Raw genomic sequence first — 13,718 nt, 5'->3', positions numbered from 1 at the left:
AGAAACGACGATGAGCCCCCGCCACCCGCACCTCCCGCCCGATCTGCCGGGTCGCGCCCGCCGGAACGCCCGCTCCGCCGATCCGCAGTCCGCCGTCCGCCGACGGGCGGCCGCCCTGCCCGCCCTCCTCCGGTCCGGGGGCCGGCCGCAGGACAGCGTTCCCGCCGCCCCCGCCTCCCCGGACCGCAGCCCGTCCGGGCGCCGGCCGCTGCGGGCGGGATCGCTGCGGCTCACCCGCCTCCGCCTCACTCCGCTGCAGTGGGTCGTCGGCGGCGTCACCCTCTTCTTCGCACTGGTCGGCTGGCTGACGGGCGGCCCCGGGGCGGCCCTCGTCGTGATCGCCCTCGTCGTTCTCGTCACGGCCGCCTACGGTGTGCTCCTGCGCCGGCCGACCTGGCTCGGGCTCCCCCGCCGTCGTCGTTCGTCGGCGTACGCCGGAACGGCGGCGATGCTCGCCCTGATCGTCGGCCTGTCGGCGTTCGGGTCGACAGCGGCCCCGGCGCCCACGGACGACCCGGCCGTCGCCTCCGGACCCGAGAGCTCGGCGTCGCCCGCCGCCGCTCCGACCCGCACCGCGACCCCGGCTCCCACTCCGACCCCGACGCCCACCCCGATCGTCGTGGTCACGACCGAGACGGTCACCGAGACCGCTCCTATCGCCCGCTCCTCGCGCACCGAGGACGACCCGAGCGCCGCGCAGGGCACGAGCACCGTCGTGGCGGGCGTCGACGGCGTGCTCACCCGCACCTTCGAGGTCGTCAAGCACGACGGCGTCGAGGTCTCCCGCGCGCAGCTGTCGGAGGCGGTCACCACAGCCGCTGTCGACGACGTCACCCGCGTCGGCACGCTGGCCCCGGCCCCCGCCCCGGTCGCCGCGGCAGCCGACGCCGGCTGCCACCCCAGCTACGCCGGCGAGTGCGTCCCCATCGCCTCCGACGGCGACTGCGCCGCGGGCTCCGGCAACGGCCCGGTCTACATCCAGGGCCCGGTCACGGTCGTCGGCCCCGACGAGTACGACCTCGACCGCGACGGCGACGGCATCGCCTGCGACAAGTAACCCCCTCCCCCGCCGCGAGATGCCACTTGTGCAGGCGACACGCCGTGTCGAGCGTGCACAAGTGGCATCTCGCGGCGGGGGTCAGCTCAGGAGCGACCAGACCAGCGAGGCGAGCACGGCGCCGACCAGGGCGCCCGCGATCACCTGAGCGGGAGTGTGCGCGCCGAGGCGTACGCGCGACCAGCCGGTCCAGAGCGCGATCGGCACGGTGATCAGCAGCGACCACGGGCCGTAGGCGATCAGCACCACCACCGCGCAGGTCGCGACGACCGCCGCATGGCCCGACAGCTTCCAGCCGAGGTTGACGATCCCGATCACCGTGAGCACCGCCACCGTCACCACCCCGAACGTCGTCACCTCGGCCGGCGCGCCGAGCACGGCGAGCAGCACGAGCCCGACCACGATCGAGACCAGCGCGAGCCCGATCGGCAGGGCCCGCTCGCGGCGGTCCGGCACGTGGTGATCGCCGCGGATCCGCCCCGCGCGCATCAGCAGCCGCACCACGAGGTACGGCAGCACGCCCACGAACAGCGCCGCGAGTGCTCCCCAGGCCACGCCGAGCAGCGGCGGGTCCGCGACCCGCGCGCCCACGATGAGCGGGACGACCATCGCCAGCACCGGCGGCGCGAACGCCTCCGTCGCCACCCGCGCCGCGAGCGGCCCGCGTCCGCTCGTCGCGGTGTCGGCCGCAGGGCCCCTGAAGCGGCTCACGACTCGTCGACCGGCACGGGGCATTCCGACCGGCTCAGATCTTCTCGATGGGCGCGACCTTGATCAGCAGCTTCTTGGCGCCGACCTGGTCGAAGAGCACGTGCGCGACCCGCTTGCTGCCCTCGCCGGTGACCGCGTTCACGCGGCCCTCGCCGAAGTCGGTGTGCCGGATGCGGTCGCCCGCGATCAGCTCGAGGTCGCCGTTGTCGCGCACCATCCCGGTGATCCGGTTGGGGAACTCGCCCTTCGCCTTCGGCGCCGCGGCGAGCGCCTGGCGGAACTCGGTGTTCGACTTCGAGCGGCCGAACCCGGGCCGCTGCGCGTTCAGCGCCCGCGGCTGGGTGCCGCCGCGAGAGGTCGCCGCCCCCGGCGACTGGCGCCACTCGATCAGCTCGGCCGGGATCTCCTGGAGGAACCGGCTGGGCATCGCGACCGAGGTCTCGCCGTACTGCGCGCGGGTCATCGCGAGCGAGAGGTAGAGCCGCTTGCGCGCGCGGGTGATGCCCACGTAGAACAGCCGCCGCTCCTCCGCCGGGCCGCCCGGCTCGTTCGCCGAGATGCGGTGCGGGAGCAGGTCCTCCTCGATGCCGGTGAGGAACACCGCGTCGTACTCGAGCCCCTTCGCGGTGTGCAGGGTCATCAGCGACACGGTCCCGGAGTCGTCGTCCAGGTCGTCCGCCGCGGCGACCAGCGACACCTCGGTCAGGAAGTCGACCAGGCCGCCGTCGGGGTTGTTCCGCGCGAACTCCTTCGTCACGGCGATCAGCTCGTCGACGTTCTCGGCGCGCGCCTCGTCCTGCGGGTCGCGGCTGGCGCGGAGCATGTCGATGTACCCGCTGCGGGAGAGCAGCGCCGACAGCACCTCGTGCACCTTCGCCTCGCCCTCGGGCCGCCCCGGGTCGAGCATCAGGGCGCACTCGTCGAGCAGCGTCGCGAGGTCGACGATCGCCTTCGTCACCTTCGGCCCCATGCCCAGCGACCCGGCGTTGCGCATCGCCTCGCGCAGGGTCACCGCGTTGGTGTCCGCGAAGGACTGCAGCTGCGCCTCCGTCGCCGGGCCGATGCCGCGCTTGGGCGTGTTCATGATCCGCCGCAGCGCCAGCACGTCGGCCGGGTTCGCGACCGTGATCAGGTACGCGAGCGCGTCCTTGATCTCGGCGCGCTCGTAGAACTTGGTGCCGCCGAGGATCCGGTAGGGCAGGGCGGAGCGGATGAAGATCTCCTCCAGCGCGCGGGTCTGCGCGTTGGTGCGGTAGAACACCGCGATCTCGTCGTAGCCGGTGCCGGCCGCGTGGATCCGGGCGATCTCGTCGACGACGAACTGCGCCTCGTCGTGGCCGGAGTACCCGGTGTAGCCGATGATCTTCTCGCCCTCGCCGCTGGCCGACCAGAGGTTCTTCGCACGGCGGTCGAAGTTGTTCGAGATGACGGCGTTCGCGGCCGAGAGGATGTTCTGGGTGGAGCGGTAGTTCTGCTCGAGCAGGATCACCCGGCAGCCGGGGAAGTCGCGCTCGAACTCGACGATGTTGCGGATGTCCGCCCCGCGGAACGCGTAGATCGACTGGTCCGAGTCGCCGACCACGGTGAGCGAGGCGCCGGGGATCGAGCCGTCGGCCGTCACCGGGCCGCGGTAGGGCCGGTCGAAGGCGGCCGCCGCGATCGTGGCCGGCGGCACGGCCCGGGTCAGCTCGTGGATCAGCGAGTACTGCGCGTGGTTCGTGTCCTGGTACTCGTCGACCATCACGTGCCGGAAGCGGCGCTGGTACTTCGCCGCGACGTGCGGGAACGCGCGGAAGAGGTAGACCGTCTGCGCGATCAGGTCGTCGAAGTCGAAGGCGTTCGCACTCTCGAGCGCGCGCGAGTAGGCGCGGAAGACCTGGAGGAACATCTCCTCGTTCGGGTCGCTCATGTTCGCCGTCCGCGCGTAGGAGTCGACGTCGGCGAGCTCGTTCTTGAGCTTGGAGATCTTCGACGAGGCGCTCGCGACCGTGATGCCGAGCGAGTCCGCCTCGAGGTCCTTCACGATCCGCTTGAGCAGCGCCCGCTGGTCACCCGAGTCGTAGATCGTGAACGACGAGGTCATCCCGAAGTTCTCGGCCTCGCGCCGCAGGATCCGCACGCAGGCGGAGTGGAACGTCGAGATCCACATCCCCTCGGCCGCCTGGCCGACGATCTTCTCGACGCGCTCGCGCATCTCGGCGGCCGCCTTGTTGGTGAAGGTGATCGCGAGGATCTGGCTGGGCCAGGCCTCGCCACTGCCGAGCAGGCTCGCGATGCGCCGCGTCAGCACGCTGGTCTTGCCGGACCCGGCGCCCGCGACGATGAGCAGCGCGTCGCCGCGGTACTCGACCGCCTCGCGCTGCTGCGGGTTGAGTCCCGCGACGAGGCGCTCGTGCTCGGGGTCGGTGCGCGCGGAGTCGCCGGAGGGCCCGCCGGGCGCGCCGACGATGACCGGGGTGGCGCGGGAATCGCTCGGATCGAAGAGGAGGCTCATGTCCCTCCGAGTGTAGATCGCGCCTCCGACACCCCGCCGCGGGACGCCGCACGGTCGGGCTCCGATCAGGCGGCGCGCGACCGCCGCGCGGGCGTGGTGAGCGGCCCACCGATGTCGAGTCCGCGCCAGGCCAGCGCGAAGCCGACCACCGCGACGGTGGAGGTCGCCACCGCGAGCACCTGCAGCAGCACGAACGCCGTGAGGTCCTTCGTGTCGTCCGGGTAGTACTGGATGCCCTGCACGGCGAGCGCCCCGAGCGTCAGCACGAGCACGATCGAGCAGACCAGCAGTACCCGCAGCACCGCCCGGCGCGGCGGCTTCCGCGGCGCCCGCCACACCTGCGCCCGCGTCGACAGCCAGGCGCAGGCCAGGGAAGCGGAGGCGAGACCGACCAGATCGGCGCCCAGCACATCGCTCGCGCGGTGCCAGGAGGCGGCCATCGTCAGATTCCCGACCAGCACCACCACGGCGCCGCCGATCGCCAGCACGACCGTGCGCCCGCGCCCCGGGACGACCATCGCCAGCGCGAAGACCACCGACACCGCCGCCGCGGTGTGCCCGCTCGGGAAGCTGCCGCCGGTGTACCAGGAGTCGGTCTCCACGAGCAGCGGCCGCTCGAGCACCACGTTCTTCAGCAGCTGCGTCAGCCCGGCCGTGACCACGATCGAGCCGACGGAGGCGAGCGCCAGCGCCGGACGCCGGCGGATCAGCGCGATCGCCGCGACCAGCAGCGCACCGCCGATCATCGACACCGGGGTGACGTCGGCGAGCGCACCCGCCGCGGTGCCGGTGGCCCGGCCGAAGACCAGGTCCGCGCCACGCAGCCCGGAGTTCTCGGCCGCCTGCCCCTGCGGGGTGAGCACGGCGAGCCCGTAGACCACGGCGACCCCGAGCGCGGCGAGCACGGCGAACACGATCCAGCGGCGGGTGATGCGGGCGCGGGTCTTCACGGTCGGGCTCCTCTCGGGATGCGCGGGGCGGGGTCGGTCGGCACCGGCGGGGGCGCCGGGCGGCGGGGTCGTCGGCCCGATGATGCCAGCGGAGGCTCCCGGTCGCCTGCGCACTCGCCGGGCCGCGCGCTCGGGATCAGCCGGCGGACCCCGCCCAGGCGTCGTCCTCGGCGGCGCGCGCCTCGATCGCCAGGTCCGGCTGGTCCGCGAACACGCCGTCGATCCCGGTGCGCAGAATCGCGCGGAACTCGTCCTGCCAGGCGCCGTACGCCTCCGGCTCCTTGCCGATCCGGTGCACCTTCTCCAGGAAGCGGTTCTCGGCGCGCAGCGTCCACGTGTAGACCTGCAGCCCGACCGCGTGCGCGTCGGCGACCAGCGAGTTCGTCCCCACGGCCCGCCCGGCGCCGTCCCGCCCGAAGAGCATGCTCTTGTCCACGCTGACGCCGTCCACCGTTCCGGCGAGACCGCGCAGGCCCGCGGGGGTGACGAAGTCGGCGTAGGGCGTCGCCCGGGAGCCGTGGGCGGCGACGAGATCGGGCGGGGTGCCGCGGGACTCGATCAGGTAGACGCGCCGAGTGCCCACCCCGCGGACCGCGAGGCGCTCGAGGACGGTCTTCTCGAAGCTCTCGATCGTCAGCCGCGGATCGGTGCGCGCCCAGCCCGCCGCGGCCAGCTCCTGCTCGAGGAGGACGTCCAGCGGCAGACCCAGCGCATCGAAGTACGTGGCGTGCTTGATCTCGGCGACGAGCCCCGGCGGCGACGGGGGCGACTCCTCCCCCGCCCGGTCGAGCAGGGCGAGGAGATCGCGGAAGCGCAGGATCGGGAACTGCCCGTCGAAGGTGGCGCTCGAGGCGCGGACGGCCGGCAGCCGCTCCCGCGCGCGGAGCGTCGACAGCTCGGCCCAGGTGAAGTCCTCGGTGAACCAGCCCGTGATCTCCTTGCCGTCGACGCGCTTCGTCGTGCGGCGCTGCGCGAACTCGGGGCGACGTTCCACGTCAGTCGTGCCGGAGATCTCGTTCTCGTGCCGGAGCACCAGCACCCCGTCGCGCGAGGCGACGAGATCCGGCTCGACGGCGTCGGCGCCGAGCGCGATCGCCAGCTCGTAGGCCGATCTGGTGTGCTCCGGGCGGTAGCCGCTGGCCCCGCGGTGGCCGATGACGAGCGGGACGGGACGGGTCGGCATGCGGCGATCCTACGGGCGGCGGCAGGTGACTCCGGGCGGAACCGGGGCTCCCGCGAAGGGAATAGCCAGACTCTGAGAGATGTTCTCAGATACTGTGGACCTACCGCCTGCGGCCCGAGAGGGCAGCCGGTGGATCCCGCAGTCACAGCGACTCAGCTCCGCGAGTCCCGACGGATCCGTCCGTCACCGTCGAGCGCACCTGAGAGAAGAGGAACCATGGCAAGCAACAACCCGGCGTTCGGTCGTCCGGAGTTCAGCAACCGGGGCTACGCCGGCCGCGTGCAGGACGTCCCGGACGTGTCGCCCGGCACGCTCGACCAGATGTACAACCGTCCGGCCGCGGGCTCGGCCGACACCAACCGGATGACCGTCGAGGACACCCTCGCGAAGACGGCACTCGCCTTCGTCGTGCTCCTCGCGGGTGCCGCGGTGGGCTGGTTCGTCCCCGGGCTGATGCTGCCGGCCGTGCTCATCGCGCTGGTCCTCGGCATCGTCAACGCCTTCAAGAAGGTGCCGTCGCCGGCCCTGATCCTCGGCTACGCGGCGACCCAGGGCATCGGAGTCGGCGCGATCTCGCGCTTCTTCGAGAGCGCCTACGAGGGCGCGGTCGTCCAGGCCCTGCTCGCGACCGTCGTCGTGATCGGCGTCACCCTGGCGCTGTTCATGAACGGCAAGATCCGCACCTCGCCGAAGCTGAACAAGATCTTCTTCATCGGGATGATCAGCTACGCGGTCTTCTCGCTGGTCAACCTCGGCCTCGGCCTGTTCGGCGTCGGCGGCGGCTTCGGTCTCCGCACCGGCTTCATCGGCATCGTGATCGGCCTCATCGCCATCGCGCTCGCCACCTACTCCCTCGTGATGGACTTCGAGTTCATCCAGCAGGGCGTCCGCAACGGCGCCCCTCGCATCTACGGCTGGACGGGCGCCTACGGCATCCTCGTCACCGTCGTCTGGATGTACCTCGAGCTGCTGCGCCTGATCTCGATCTTCCGCCAGTAGTCACGTCCTCTCCGGAGCGATCCGGACCGGCCCGACGGGCGCTCGACCTCACGGTCGGGCGCCCGTTCGTCGTTCTGCGGCCGGGCCGCGCAGCCCCGCCCGCCGCTTTTGAGACGATGGAGGAATGATGGCCGCCGCTTCGACCCGCATCGTCGGCCTCGACGTGGCCCGCGGTCTCGCCGTGCTCGGGATGTTCGCGGCGCACCTCGCCCCCACCGAGCGCGAGATGATCTGGGACGGCCGCAGCGCCGTCCTCTTCGCCGTCCTCGCGGGCGTCTCGATCGGCCTGATGTCCGGCGGGGCGACGCGGTCGACCCGGCCGTTCCTGGACACCGCGTCGATCCTCCTGCGCGGCCTCTACCTCCTCGTCATCGGGGTCGGTCTGACTCTGCTCGGCACGCCGATCGCGGTGATCCTGCCGCACTACGGCCTGATGTTCGTCGTCGCGGCGCTGCTGATGTTCCTGCCGCGGGCGGTGCTCGCGGCCCTCGCCGCCGTCTCCGCCGTCGGCGGCCCCCTGCTCGTCGACCGGATCGTCACCGCCGGGAACGACTGGATCACGACGCTGTCCCCCGAGGACGCCCTGCTCGCGCGGATGCCGCTCACCTGGCTGACGCAGTACTATCCCGTGCCCTCCTGGCTCGCCTACGCGATGCTCGGGCTGCTGATCGCGCGCTGCGACATCCGCTCGGCCACGACGCAGCGCTGGCTCGTGATCGGCGGCGCGATCGCCGCGGTCCTCGGCTACGGTGTCGGCCTCGCCCTCGGCGGGCCGGAGAGCGTCGAGGCGCACTCGAGCACCACCGCCGAGATCGTCGGCGCCGGCGGTGTCGCGGCCGTCGCGATCGGAGCGCTCACCGCGCTCGCCGCGCGCCTCGCCGTCGTCCGTGCGGTCACCGCGCCGCTCGCCGCGGTGGGGTCCATGCCGCTCACGGTCTACTCCGTGCAGCTCGTCGCGCTGGCGGTCTACCTGATCCCCTACGAGCCCTTCGACTTCGCCGCCTGGCAGAGCTGGACGCTGCTCGCGTCCTTCACGGTCGTCGCGGTGTTCGGCGCCCTGCTCTGGCGCCGCTTCGTCGGCCAGGGGCCGCTGGAGTGGCTGGTCGCGCGGGCCTCGCTCCGGCCGCGCACCCGGGCCGCCCGCCCGGCGCTCGGCTAGGGTGATCCGATGATCACGCGACGCGAAGCCGCTCAGCGCCTCGACATCCCCGTCGAGATGGCGACGCGGCACGGGCTGCCCACGCGCCTCTCCGAGGAGGAGCTCGTCGCCCTGGAGCAGGATCCGCCCGCCTGGCTCGCCCAGTCGCGCGAGAACCGCACCGGGAAGCGCCCGGTCTGGGTGACCCTGGACTGCGCCGTCTGCGGTTGCTCCGAGTCGGCCCGCCCGAAGAAGTGGTGGCCCGACTTCAGCTTCCTCGTCTGCGAGGACCACTCCCCCGACGCGTGGCCGCACCACCCCGAGGGTCACCGCCGCGACGAGTACGACGGCATCGGCACCCGCTTCGTCGGCGTCCTCGACACCCCCGTCTGACCCGCCCGCCCCGCCTGCCCCCGTCCGATTCGCAGGCGATCCGGCCGCCCGCTCACGTCCGACGCGGGTGAGCGCGCTCTCGCGCCGGGATCACCTGCTCATCGGACCACCCGAGCACGACGAGGAACGGGCCCCCCGCAGGAGGCCCGTTCTCAGACCGCGGTCGCGGCTACTCCCATTCGATGGTGCCTGGCGGCTTCGAGGTCACGTCGAGGACCACGCGGTTCACGCCGCTCACCTCGTTGGTGATGCGGTTGGAGATGCGGGCGAGCAGGTCGTAGGGCAGGCGCGTCCAGTCGGCCGTCATCGCGTCCTCGGAGGAGACGGGGCGCAGCACGATCGGGTGGCCGTAGGTGCGACCGTCGCCCTGGACGCCGACGGAGCGGACGTCGGCGAGCAGCACGACCGGGCACTGCCAGATCTCGCCGTCGAGCCCGGCGGCGGTGAGCTCGGCGCGGACGATCGCGTCGGCCTCCTGGAGCAGGTCGAGCCGCTCCTGGGTGACCTCGCCGACGATGCGGATGCCGAGGCCGGGGCCGGGGAACGGCTGGCGGCCGACGATCGCCTCGGGCAGCCCGAGCTCGCGGCCGATGGCGCGGACCTCGTCCTTGAAGAGGGTCCGCAGCGGCTCGACGAGCGCGAACTGCAGGTCCTCGGGGAGGCCGCCGACGTTGTGGTGGGACTTGATGTTCGCGGTGCCCGTGCCGCCGCCCGACTCGACGACGTCGGGGTAGAGCGTGCCCTGCACGAGGAAGTCGATCGAGGTGCCCTCGCCCTGCGCCTCGAGCACGAGCGCCTCGGCGGCGCCCTCGAAGGTGCGGATGAACTCGCGGCCGATGATCTTGCGCTTCTGCTCGGGATCGCTGACGCCGGCGAGCGCGTCGAGGAACTGCTCGCGCGCGTCGACCGTCACCAGGCGCACACCCGTGGCGGCGACGTAGTCCTCCTCGACCTGGCGGCGCTCGTCCTTGCGCAGCAGGCCGTGGTCGACGAAGACGCAGACCAGCTGGTCGCCGACCGCACGGTGGACGATCGCGGCGGCGACGGCGGAGTCGACGCCACCGGACAGGCCGCAGATGACGCGGCCGGTGCCGACCTGCTCGCGGATCAGCGCGACCTGGTCGTCGATGACGTTGGAGGAGTTCCAGTCGGCGGGGATGCCGGCGGCGCGGTGCAGGAAGTTCTCGATGACGGCCTGGCCGTGCGCGGAGTGCTTGACCTCGGGGTGCCACTGCACGCCGTAGAGGCGGCGCTCGTCGCTGCCGAACGCGGCGACGGCGGTCGAGCCGGTCGAGGCGAGCACGTCGAAGCCGGCAGGCGCCTTCGAGACCTGGTCGCCGTGGCTCATCCACACCGTCTGGTCGACGGGCTGGTCGCCGAGGAGCACGCCGCCGTCGGCCGTGACGGACGCGTCGGTCGCGCCGTACTCGCGCAGGCCCGTGTTCGCGACCTCGCCGCCGAGCGTCTTGGCCATCACCTGGAAGCCGTAGCAGATGCCCAGCACGGGGATGCCGAGGTCGAAGATGGCGGGGTCGAGCTGCGGCGCCCCCTCCTCGTAGACGCTCGAGGGACCGCCGGACAGGATGATCCCGACCGGCGACTTGGCGGCGATCTCCGCGGCCGTCGTGCCGGACGGAACGATCTCGGAGTACACGTTCGCCTCGCGGACGCGCCGCGCGATCAGCTGCGCGTACTGGGCGCCGAAGTCGACGACGAGCACGGGCTGGGCGGCGAGGTGCGGCTGCGGGGCGGACTGCGGCGCGCTGGCGCCGGACTGCTCACTGATGGGGGGCCTCCACGGAGTCGGTCGGGGTCGTCGGCTCGAGGGCGGCGGTACGCCGCTCGAGGTACTGCTCCACCTCGCGGGCGATGCGGGTCTCGACGAAGAAGGACAGGGTCGGCACGACGCCGCCGAGCGCGATGAGGACGAACCGCGAGAACGGCCAGCGCATCAGGCTCCAGAGGCGGAAGTCGGCGAAGAGGTAGACGACGTAGAACCAGCCGTGCGCGATCAGGATGCCGGTGGACAGGTTCGCGCCCGTCCCGCTCGACTTCCACTCGCCGCCCGGCACCTCGTACATCGGGGCGAAGTGCGCGATCCCCTGCTGCCCGAAGACGAACAGCTCGAGGTGGAACACGTACTTCAGCAGCATCTCCGCGCAGAGCAGCAGGAGCATCACGCCGGTGATGATCGAGGTCACCCGGTAGAAGCGCAGCGCGCTCCGGATCGCAGGGAACTGCGCGGGCTTGGGCTCGAGGGGCATGGGGTCCAGTTTACGGGGCGGAGGCGGTGACCGGGCTCTGCGCGAGCTCGGCGGCCTCGAGGGCCTCCTCGGTCTCGCGCTCCCAGGCGTCGCGGACGAGGCGGAACCACAGGTAGAGCGCGAAGCCGGCGAAGACGACCCACTCGATCGCGTAGAAGACGTTGAGCCAGTTCAGCGAGACGTCGGTGACGCGGGCGGGCGAGTCGATCGCCTCGAGGCCGGAGACCGGCTGGTCGACGACGACGTAGCCCTGGTAGACGTCCAGCGGCGGGTCCGGCCAGCGGTTGATCAGCGCCGGGATCGAGAGCGCGGTGAGGGTCATCGGATCGGTGCCCTCGGCGGGCACCTCGGCGGCCTCGTTCGCGACGAGGCGGCCGGTGAAGCCGGTCGGCGCCGCCTCCGCGCCGTCGTTCAGACGCTCGGCGACGCTCCGCGCCTGCTCCTGGTCCGCGGTCCAGCCGTAGGCGACGACGAGGTCGGCGTCAGCGGTGCGGGTGCGCGCGATGACCCACCAGCCCGGCTGCTCGCCGTTCAGGCGCCCGCCGAGGATCTCGGCGCCGCCCGGGACGAACTCGGAGCTGCCCGCCACGCGCTGGCCGTCGGCGGTCGCGGTGATCGGGCGCGACGGGGCGGCGACCTCGTCGAGCGGCAGCACCGTCTCGGAGACGCCGGAGTCGGGCGCGGCGGCCTCGACCGCGCGTCCCACCTGCCACTGGCCGAGGGCCGCGAAGAGCCCCGCGATCACCAGCGCAAGGGCCAGGGCCGCGAGCCAGCGCGGTCGCCGGGCGACCTGCCAGACCGTGCTCTGCGGCGGGGCGCTCTGCGTCATGCGTTCCTCGTTCGGGGCGGATCCGCTCGGCGGCGGCGGACCGCTGAAGCCTAGCCAACCAGGGTGGGAGGACCCTCGGATCGCTGCCCCTCCTGCTGCTCGAGCAGCCCCGCAGGGGCGTATCGAGACCCACCGTCACCGACAGGGCGGGTCTGCAGATCCCTCCTGCTGATCGAGGTGGATCTCGATACGCCCGCTCCGCGGGCTACTCGATCAGCAGAGGGCGTCCGCCGAGCGACCGCGCCGGGCGGCTCAGTAGTCGGGCTCGCGCGGGCGCCGCGGCCGGTCGGAGTCGATGCCGTCGGACTGCTGCATCGCCTGGTCGATGAGGGCCTGCCGCATCGGGTCCGGGAACTCGTCGTCCAGCTCGTCGGGCTCGACGGGTCGGCGCGGGCGGGGAGCAGGCTCGGCGACCGGCGCCTCGGCGGGGTCGGCCGCCGGACGCTCGTCCGCCGCCCCGTCCGCCATCGCCGCCTCGACCAGAGCGAAGTCCTCCTCCGCCATCGCGCTGCGGGTGGCCGGCTTCGGCCGGTGCCGCCGCCGCGAGAGGAACTGCCCGATGCTCTCCGAGCGCGACGCGAGGATCGGGCCGACGATCGCCATGATCAGCACGTAGAGTCCCGCGAACGGCTGGATCCGCTCGTCGAGCCCCGCCGAGAGCGAGAGCGTCGCGAGGATCAGCGCGAACTCGCCCCGGTTGTGCAGGATGAAGGCCGCGTTGAGCCCGGCCCGGGGCCCGAGCTTGTTCAGCCAGGCGACGAACTGGCCGGCGCCGAGGTTGAGCACGATCGTCATCACCGCGGCGGCGATCACCGGCAGCACCACCTCGGGGAACGCCCCGGGGTCGAGGCCGAGGCCGAAGTTGACGAAGAAGAAGGCGCCGAACACGTCGCGCAGCGGGATCGCGATCCGCTCGACCCGCGCGCGGAACCGGGTGGCGCCGATCACCAGGCCGATCAGGAACGCGCCGATCGCGTCGGTCACGCCGAGCACCTCACCGATCCCGCCGAAGAGGATCGCGAGACCGAAGAACAGGATCGTGAACAGCTCGTCGTCGCGGGTGCGGAAGAACCGCGAGACCACCCGGCCGCCCCAGCGCGCGATCGCGAACATCACCACGAGGAACGCGAACGCGATGACCAGCTTCAGGACCACCGGCCACGGCTCCGTCTCGCCCGAGAGCACGACCGACACGATCGCCAGGTAGACCGCGATGAAGATGTCCTCCACGACGGTCACGCCGAGGATCATCGGCGTCTCCGGGTTGGCGAGGCGCTTGAGCTCGATCAGCAGCTTCGTCACGATCGCGCTCGAGCTCGTCGCCGTGATGCCCGCGATGATCAGCGCCTCGCGGCTGCCCCAGCCCAGCACGAACCCGAAGGCCAGGCCGGCCGCCATGTTGACGGCGATGTAGGAGCCGCCGGAGAGGATCAGCCGCGCCGCATTGCCGTAGAACTCGTCCTGATCGAACTCCAGGCCGAGGTTGAACAGCAGCAGGATCAGCCCGAAGACCGCCGTCAGCTCGATGTAGGACGACTCGAAGTCGAGCGGGAAGAGGTGGAAGTTCGGGCTCGCGAGCAGGCCGACGACCATGTAGATCGGGATGGCCGGAAGGCCGATCGTGCGCCCCAGCCGCCCGAGGACGTAGGCGACGACGAACAGGACACCGAGGACGATGAGGTCTTCGCCGTGGTGCATCC

12 protein-coding genes are annotated in these 13,718 nt (G+C 72.3%); 4 read left to right on the top strand and 8 right to left on the bottom strand.

Going from position 1 to position 13,718, the window contains the following annotated elements:
- Positions 1–10 precede the first annotated feature (10 nt).
- Positions 11–1,057 (top strand): G5 domain-containing protein, encoded by a 1,047-nt coding sequence (locus MT350_RS02275; protein ID WP_243615328.1) that lies wholly within the window; start codon positions 11–13, stop codon positions 1,055–1,057.
- 81 nt (positions 1,058–1,138) lie between these two features.
- On the opposite strand, the gene MT350_RS20340 is transcribed toward MT350_RS02275, so the two are convergent.
- The 4 genes from MT350_RS20340 to MT350_RS02255 all read right to left on the bottom strand — a co-directional run bounded on the left by MT350_RS20340 (position 1,139) and on the right by MT350_RS02255 (position 6,395).
- Positions 1,139–1,768, bottom strand: coding sequence for a phosphatase PAP2 family protein (locus MT350_RS20340; RefSeq protein ID WP_243600582.1), 630 nt, complete (start codon positions 1,766–1,768; stop codon positions 1,139–1,141).
- Positions 1,769–1,802: 34 nt separating this feature from the next.
- On the bottom strand, positions 1,803–4,262 hold the full coding sequence (locus MT350_RS02265; protein ID WP_123735062.1) for an ATP-dependent helicase: 2,460 nt from the start codon (positions 4,260–4,262) through the stop codon (positions 1,803–1,805).
- Between the two features lie 65 nt (positions 4,263–4,327).
- The gene (locus MT350_RS02260; RefSeq protein WP_243615327.1) at positions 4,328–5,212 is read right to left on the bottom strand and encodes a phosphatase PAP2 family protein; all 885 of its coding nucleotides are present in this window, start codon (positions 5,210–5,212) and stop codon (positions 4,328–4,330) included.
- A gap of 136 nt (positions 5,213–5,348) precedes the next feature.
- Entirely contained in the window at positions 5,349–6,395 is a 1,047-nt protein-coding gene (locus MT350_RS02255) for a glycerophosphodiester phosphodiesterase family protein (RefSeq protein ID WP_243600580.1), read from the bottom strand.
- A 216-nt stretch (positions 6,396–6,611) separates the two neighbouring features.
- Here MT350_RS02255 and MT350_RS02250 point away from each other — a divergent pair, with 216 nt between their 5' ends.
- The 3 genes from MT350_RS02250 to MT350_RS02240 all read left to right on the top strand — a co-directional run bounded on the left by MT350_RS02250 (position 6,612) and on the right by MT350_RS02240 (position 8,925).
- Positions 6,612–7,394: a Bax inhibitor-1/YccA family protein gene (locus tag MT350_RS02250; RefSeq protein WP_243600579.1), complete on the top strand. Its 783-nt coding sequence runs from the start codon at positions 6,612–6,614 to the stop codon at positions 7,392–7,394.
- Positions 7,395–7,518: 124 nt separating this feature from the next.
- Positions 7,519–8,553, top strand: a complete 1,035-nt coding sequence (locus MT350_RS02245; protein ID WP_243615326.1) for a DUF418 domain-containing protein — start codon at positions 7,519–7,521, stop codon at positions 8,551–8,553.
- 9 nt (positions 8,554–8,562) lie between these two features.
- On the top strand, positions 8,563–8,925 hold the full coding sequence (locus tag MT350_RS02240; RefSeq protein ID WP_243600577.1) for a hypothetical protein: 363 nt from the start codon (positions 8,563–8,565) through the stop codon (positions 8,923–8,925).
- 169 nt (positions 8,926–9,094) lie between these two features.
- Here MT350_RS02240 and guaA read toward each other — a convergent pair whose 3' ends face one another.
- From guaA to MT350_RS02220, 4 genes are all read right to left on the bottom strand, one after another.
- The gene (guaA, locus tag MT350_RS02235; RefSeq protein ID WP_208110562.1) at positions 9,095–10,645 is read right to left on the bottom strand and encodes a glutamine-hydrolyzing GMP synthase; all 1,551 of its coding nucleotides are present in this window, start codon (positions 10,643–10,645) and stop codon (positions 9,095–9,097) included.
- Between the two features lie 58 nt (positions 10,646–10,703).
- Positions 10,704–11,189 (bottom strand): DUF3817 domain-containing protein, encoded by a 486-nt coding sequence (locus MT350_RS02230; protein ID WP_123445099.1) that lies wholly within the window; start codon positions 11,187–11,189, stop codon positions 10,704–10,706.
- A 10-nt stretch (positions 11,190–11,199) separates the two neighbouring features.
- Positions 11,200–12,018, bottom strand: a complete 819-nt coding sequence (locus MT350_RS02225; protein ID WP_243600576.1) for an SURF1 family cytochrome oxidase biogenesis protein — start codon at positions 12,016–12,018, stop codon at positions 11,200–11,202.
- Between the two features lie 252 nt (positions 12,019–12,270).
- Positions 12,271–13,716 carry a cation:proton antiporter gene (locus tag MT350_RS02220; RefSeq protein WP_243600575.1) on the bottom strand — a complete coding sequence of 482 codons (1,446 nt, stop codon included), beginning with the start codon at positions 13,714–13,716 and terminating at the stop codon, positions 12,271–12,273.
- Positions 13,717–13,718 lie beyond the last annotated feature (2 nt).

The organism is Rathayibacter sp. VKM Ac-2928, assembly GCF_022815545.1.
Lineage (GTDB): Bacteria > Actinomycetota > Actinomycetes > Actinomycetales > Microbacteriaceae > Rathayibacter > Rathayibacter festucae.
This window is presented reverse-complemented; position numbering and strand designations above follow the sequence as displayed.

What these genes read in the sequence shown, in the direction of transcription:
- MT350_RS02275 (WP_243615328.1), top strand. Translation starts at nt 11, where the DNA reads ATGAGCCCCCGCCACCCGCACCTCCCGCCCGATCTGCCGGGTCGCGCC.
- MT350_RS02265 (WP_123735062.1), bottom strand. Translation starts at nt 4,262, where the DNA reads ATGAGCCTCCTCTTCGATCCGAGCGATTCCCGCGCCACCCCGGTCATC.
- MT350_RS02255 (WP_243600580.1), bottom strand. Translation starts at nt 6,395, where the DNA reads ATGCCGACCCGTCCCGTCCCGCTCGTCATCGGCCACCGCGGGGCCAGC.
- MT350_RS02250 (WP_243600579.1), top strand. Translation starts at nt 6,612, where the DNA reads ATGGCAAGCAACAACCCGGCGTTCGGTCGTCCGGAGTTCAGCAACCGG.
- MT350_RS02245 (WP_243615326.1), top strand. Translation starts at nt 7,519, where the DNA reads ATGATGGCCGCCGCTTCGACCCGCATCGTCGGCCTCGACGTGGCCCGC.
- MT350_RS02240 (WP_243600577.1), top strand. Translation starts at nt 8,563, where the DNA reads ATGATCACGCGACGCGAAGCCGCTCAGCGCCTCGACATCCCCGTCGAG.
- MT350_RS02230 (WP_123445099.1), bottom strand. Translation starts at nt 11,189, where the DNA reads ATGCCCCTCGAGCCCAAGCCCGCGCAGTTCCCTGCGATCCGGAGCGCG.
- MT350_RS02225 (WP_243600576.1), bottom strand. Translation starts at nt 12,018, where the DNA reads ATGACGCAGAGCGCCCCGCCGCAGAGCACGGTCTGGCAGGTCGCCCGG.
- MT350_RS02220 (WP_243600575.1), bottom strand. Translation starts at nt 13,716, where the DNA reads ATGCACCACGGCGAAGACCTCATCGTCCTCGGTGTCCTGTTCGTCGTC.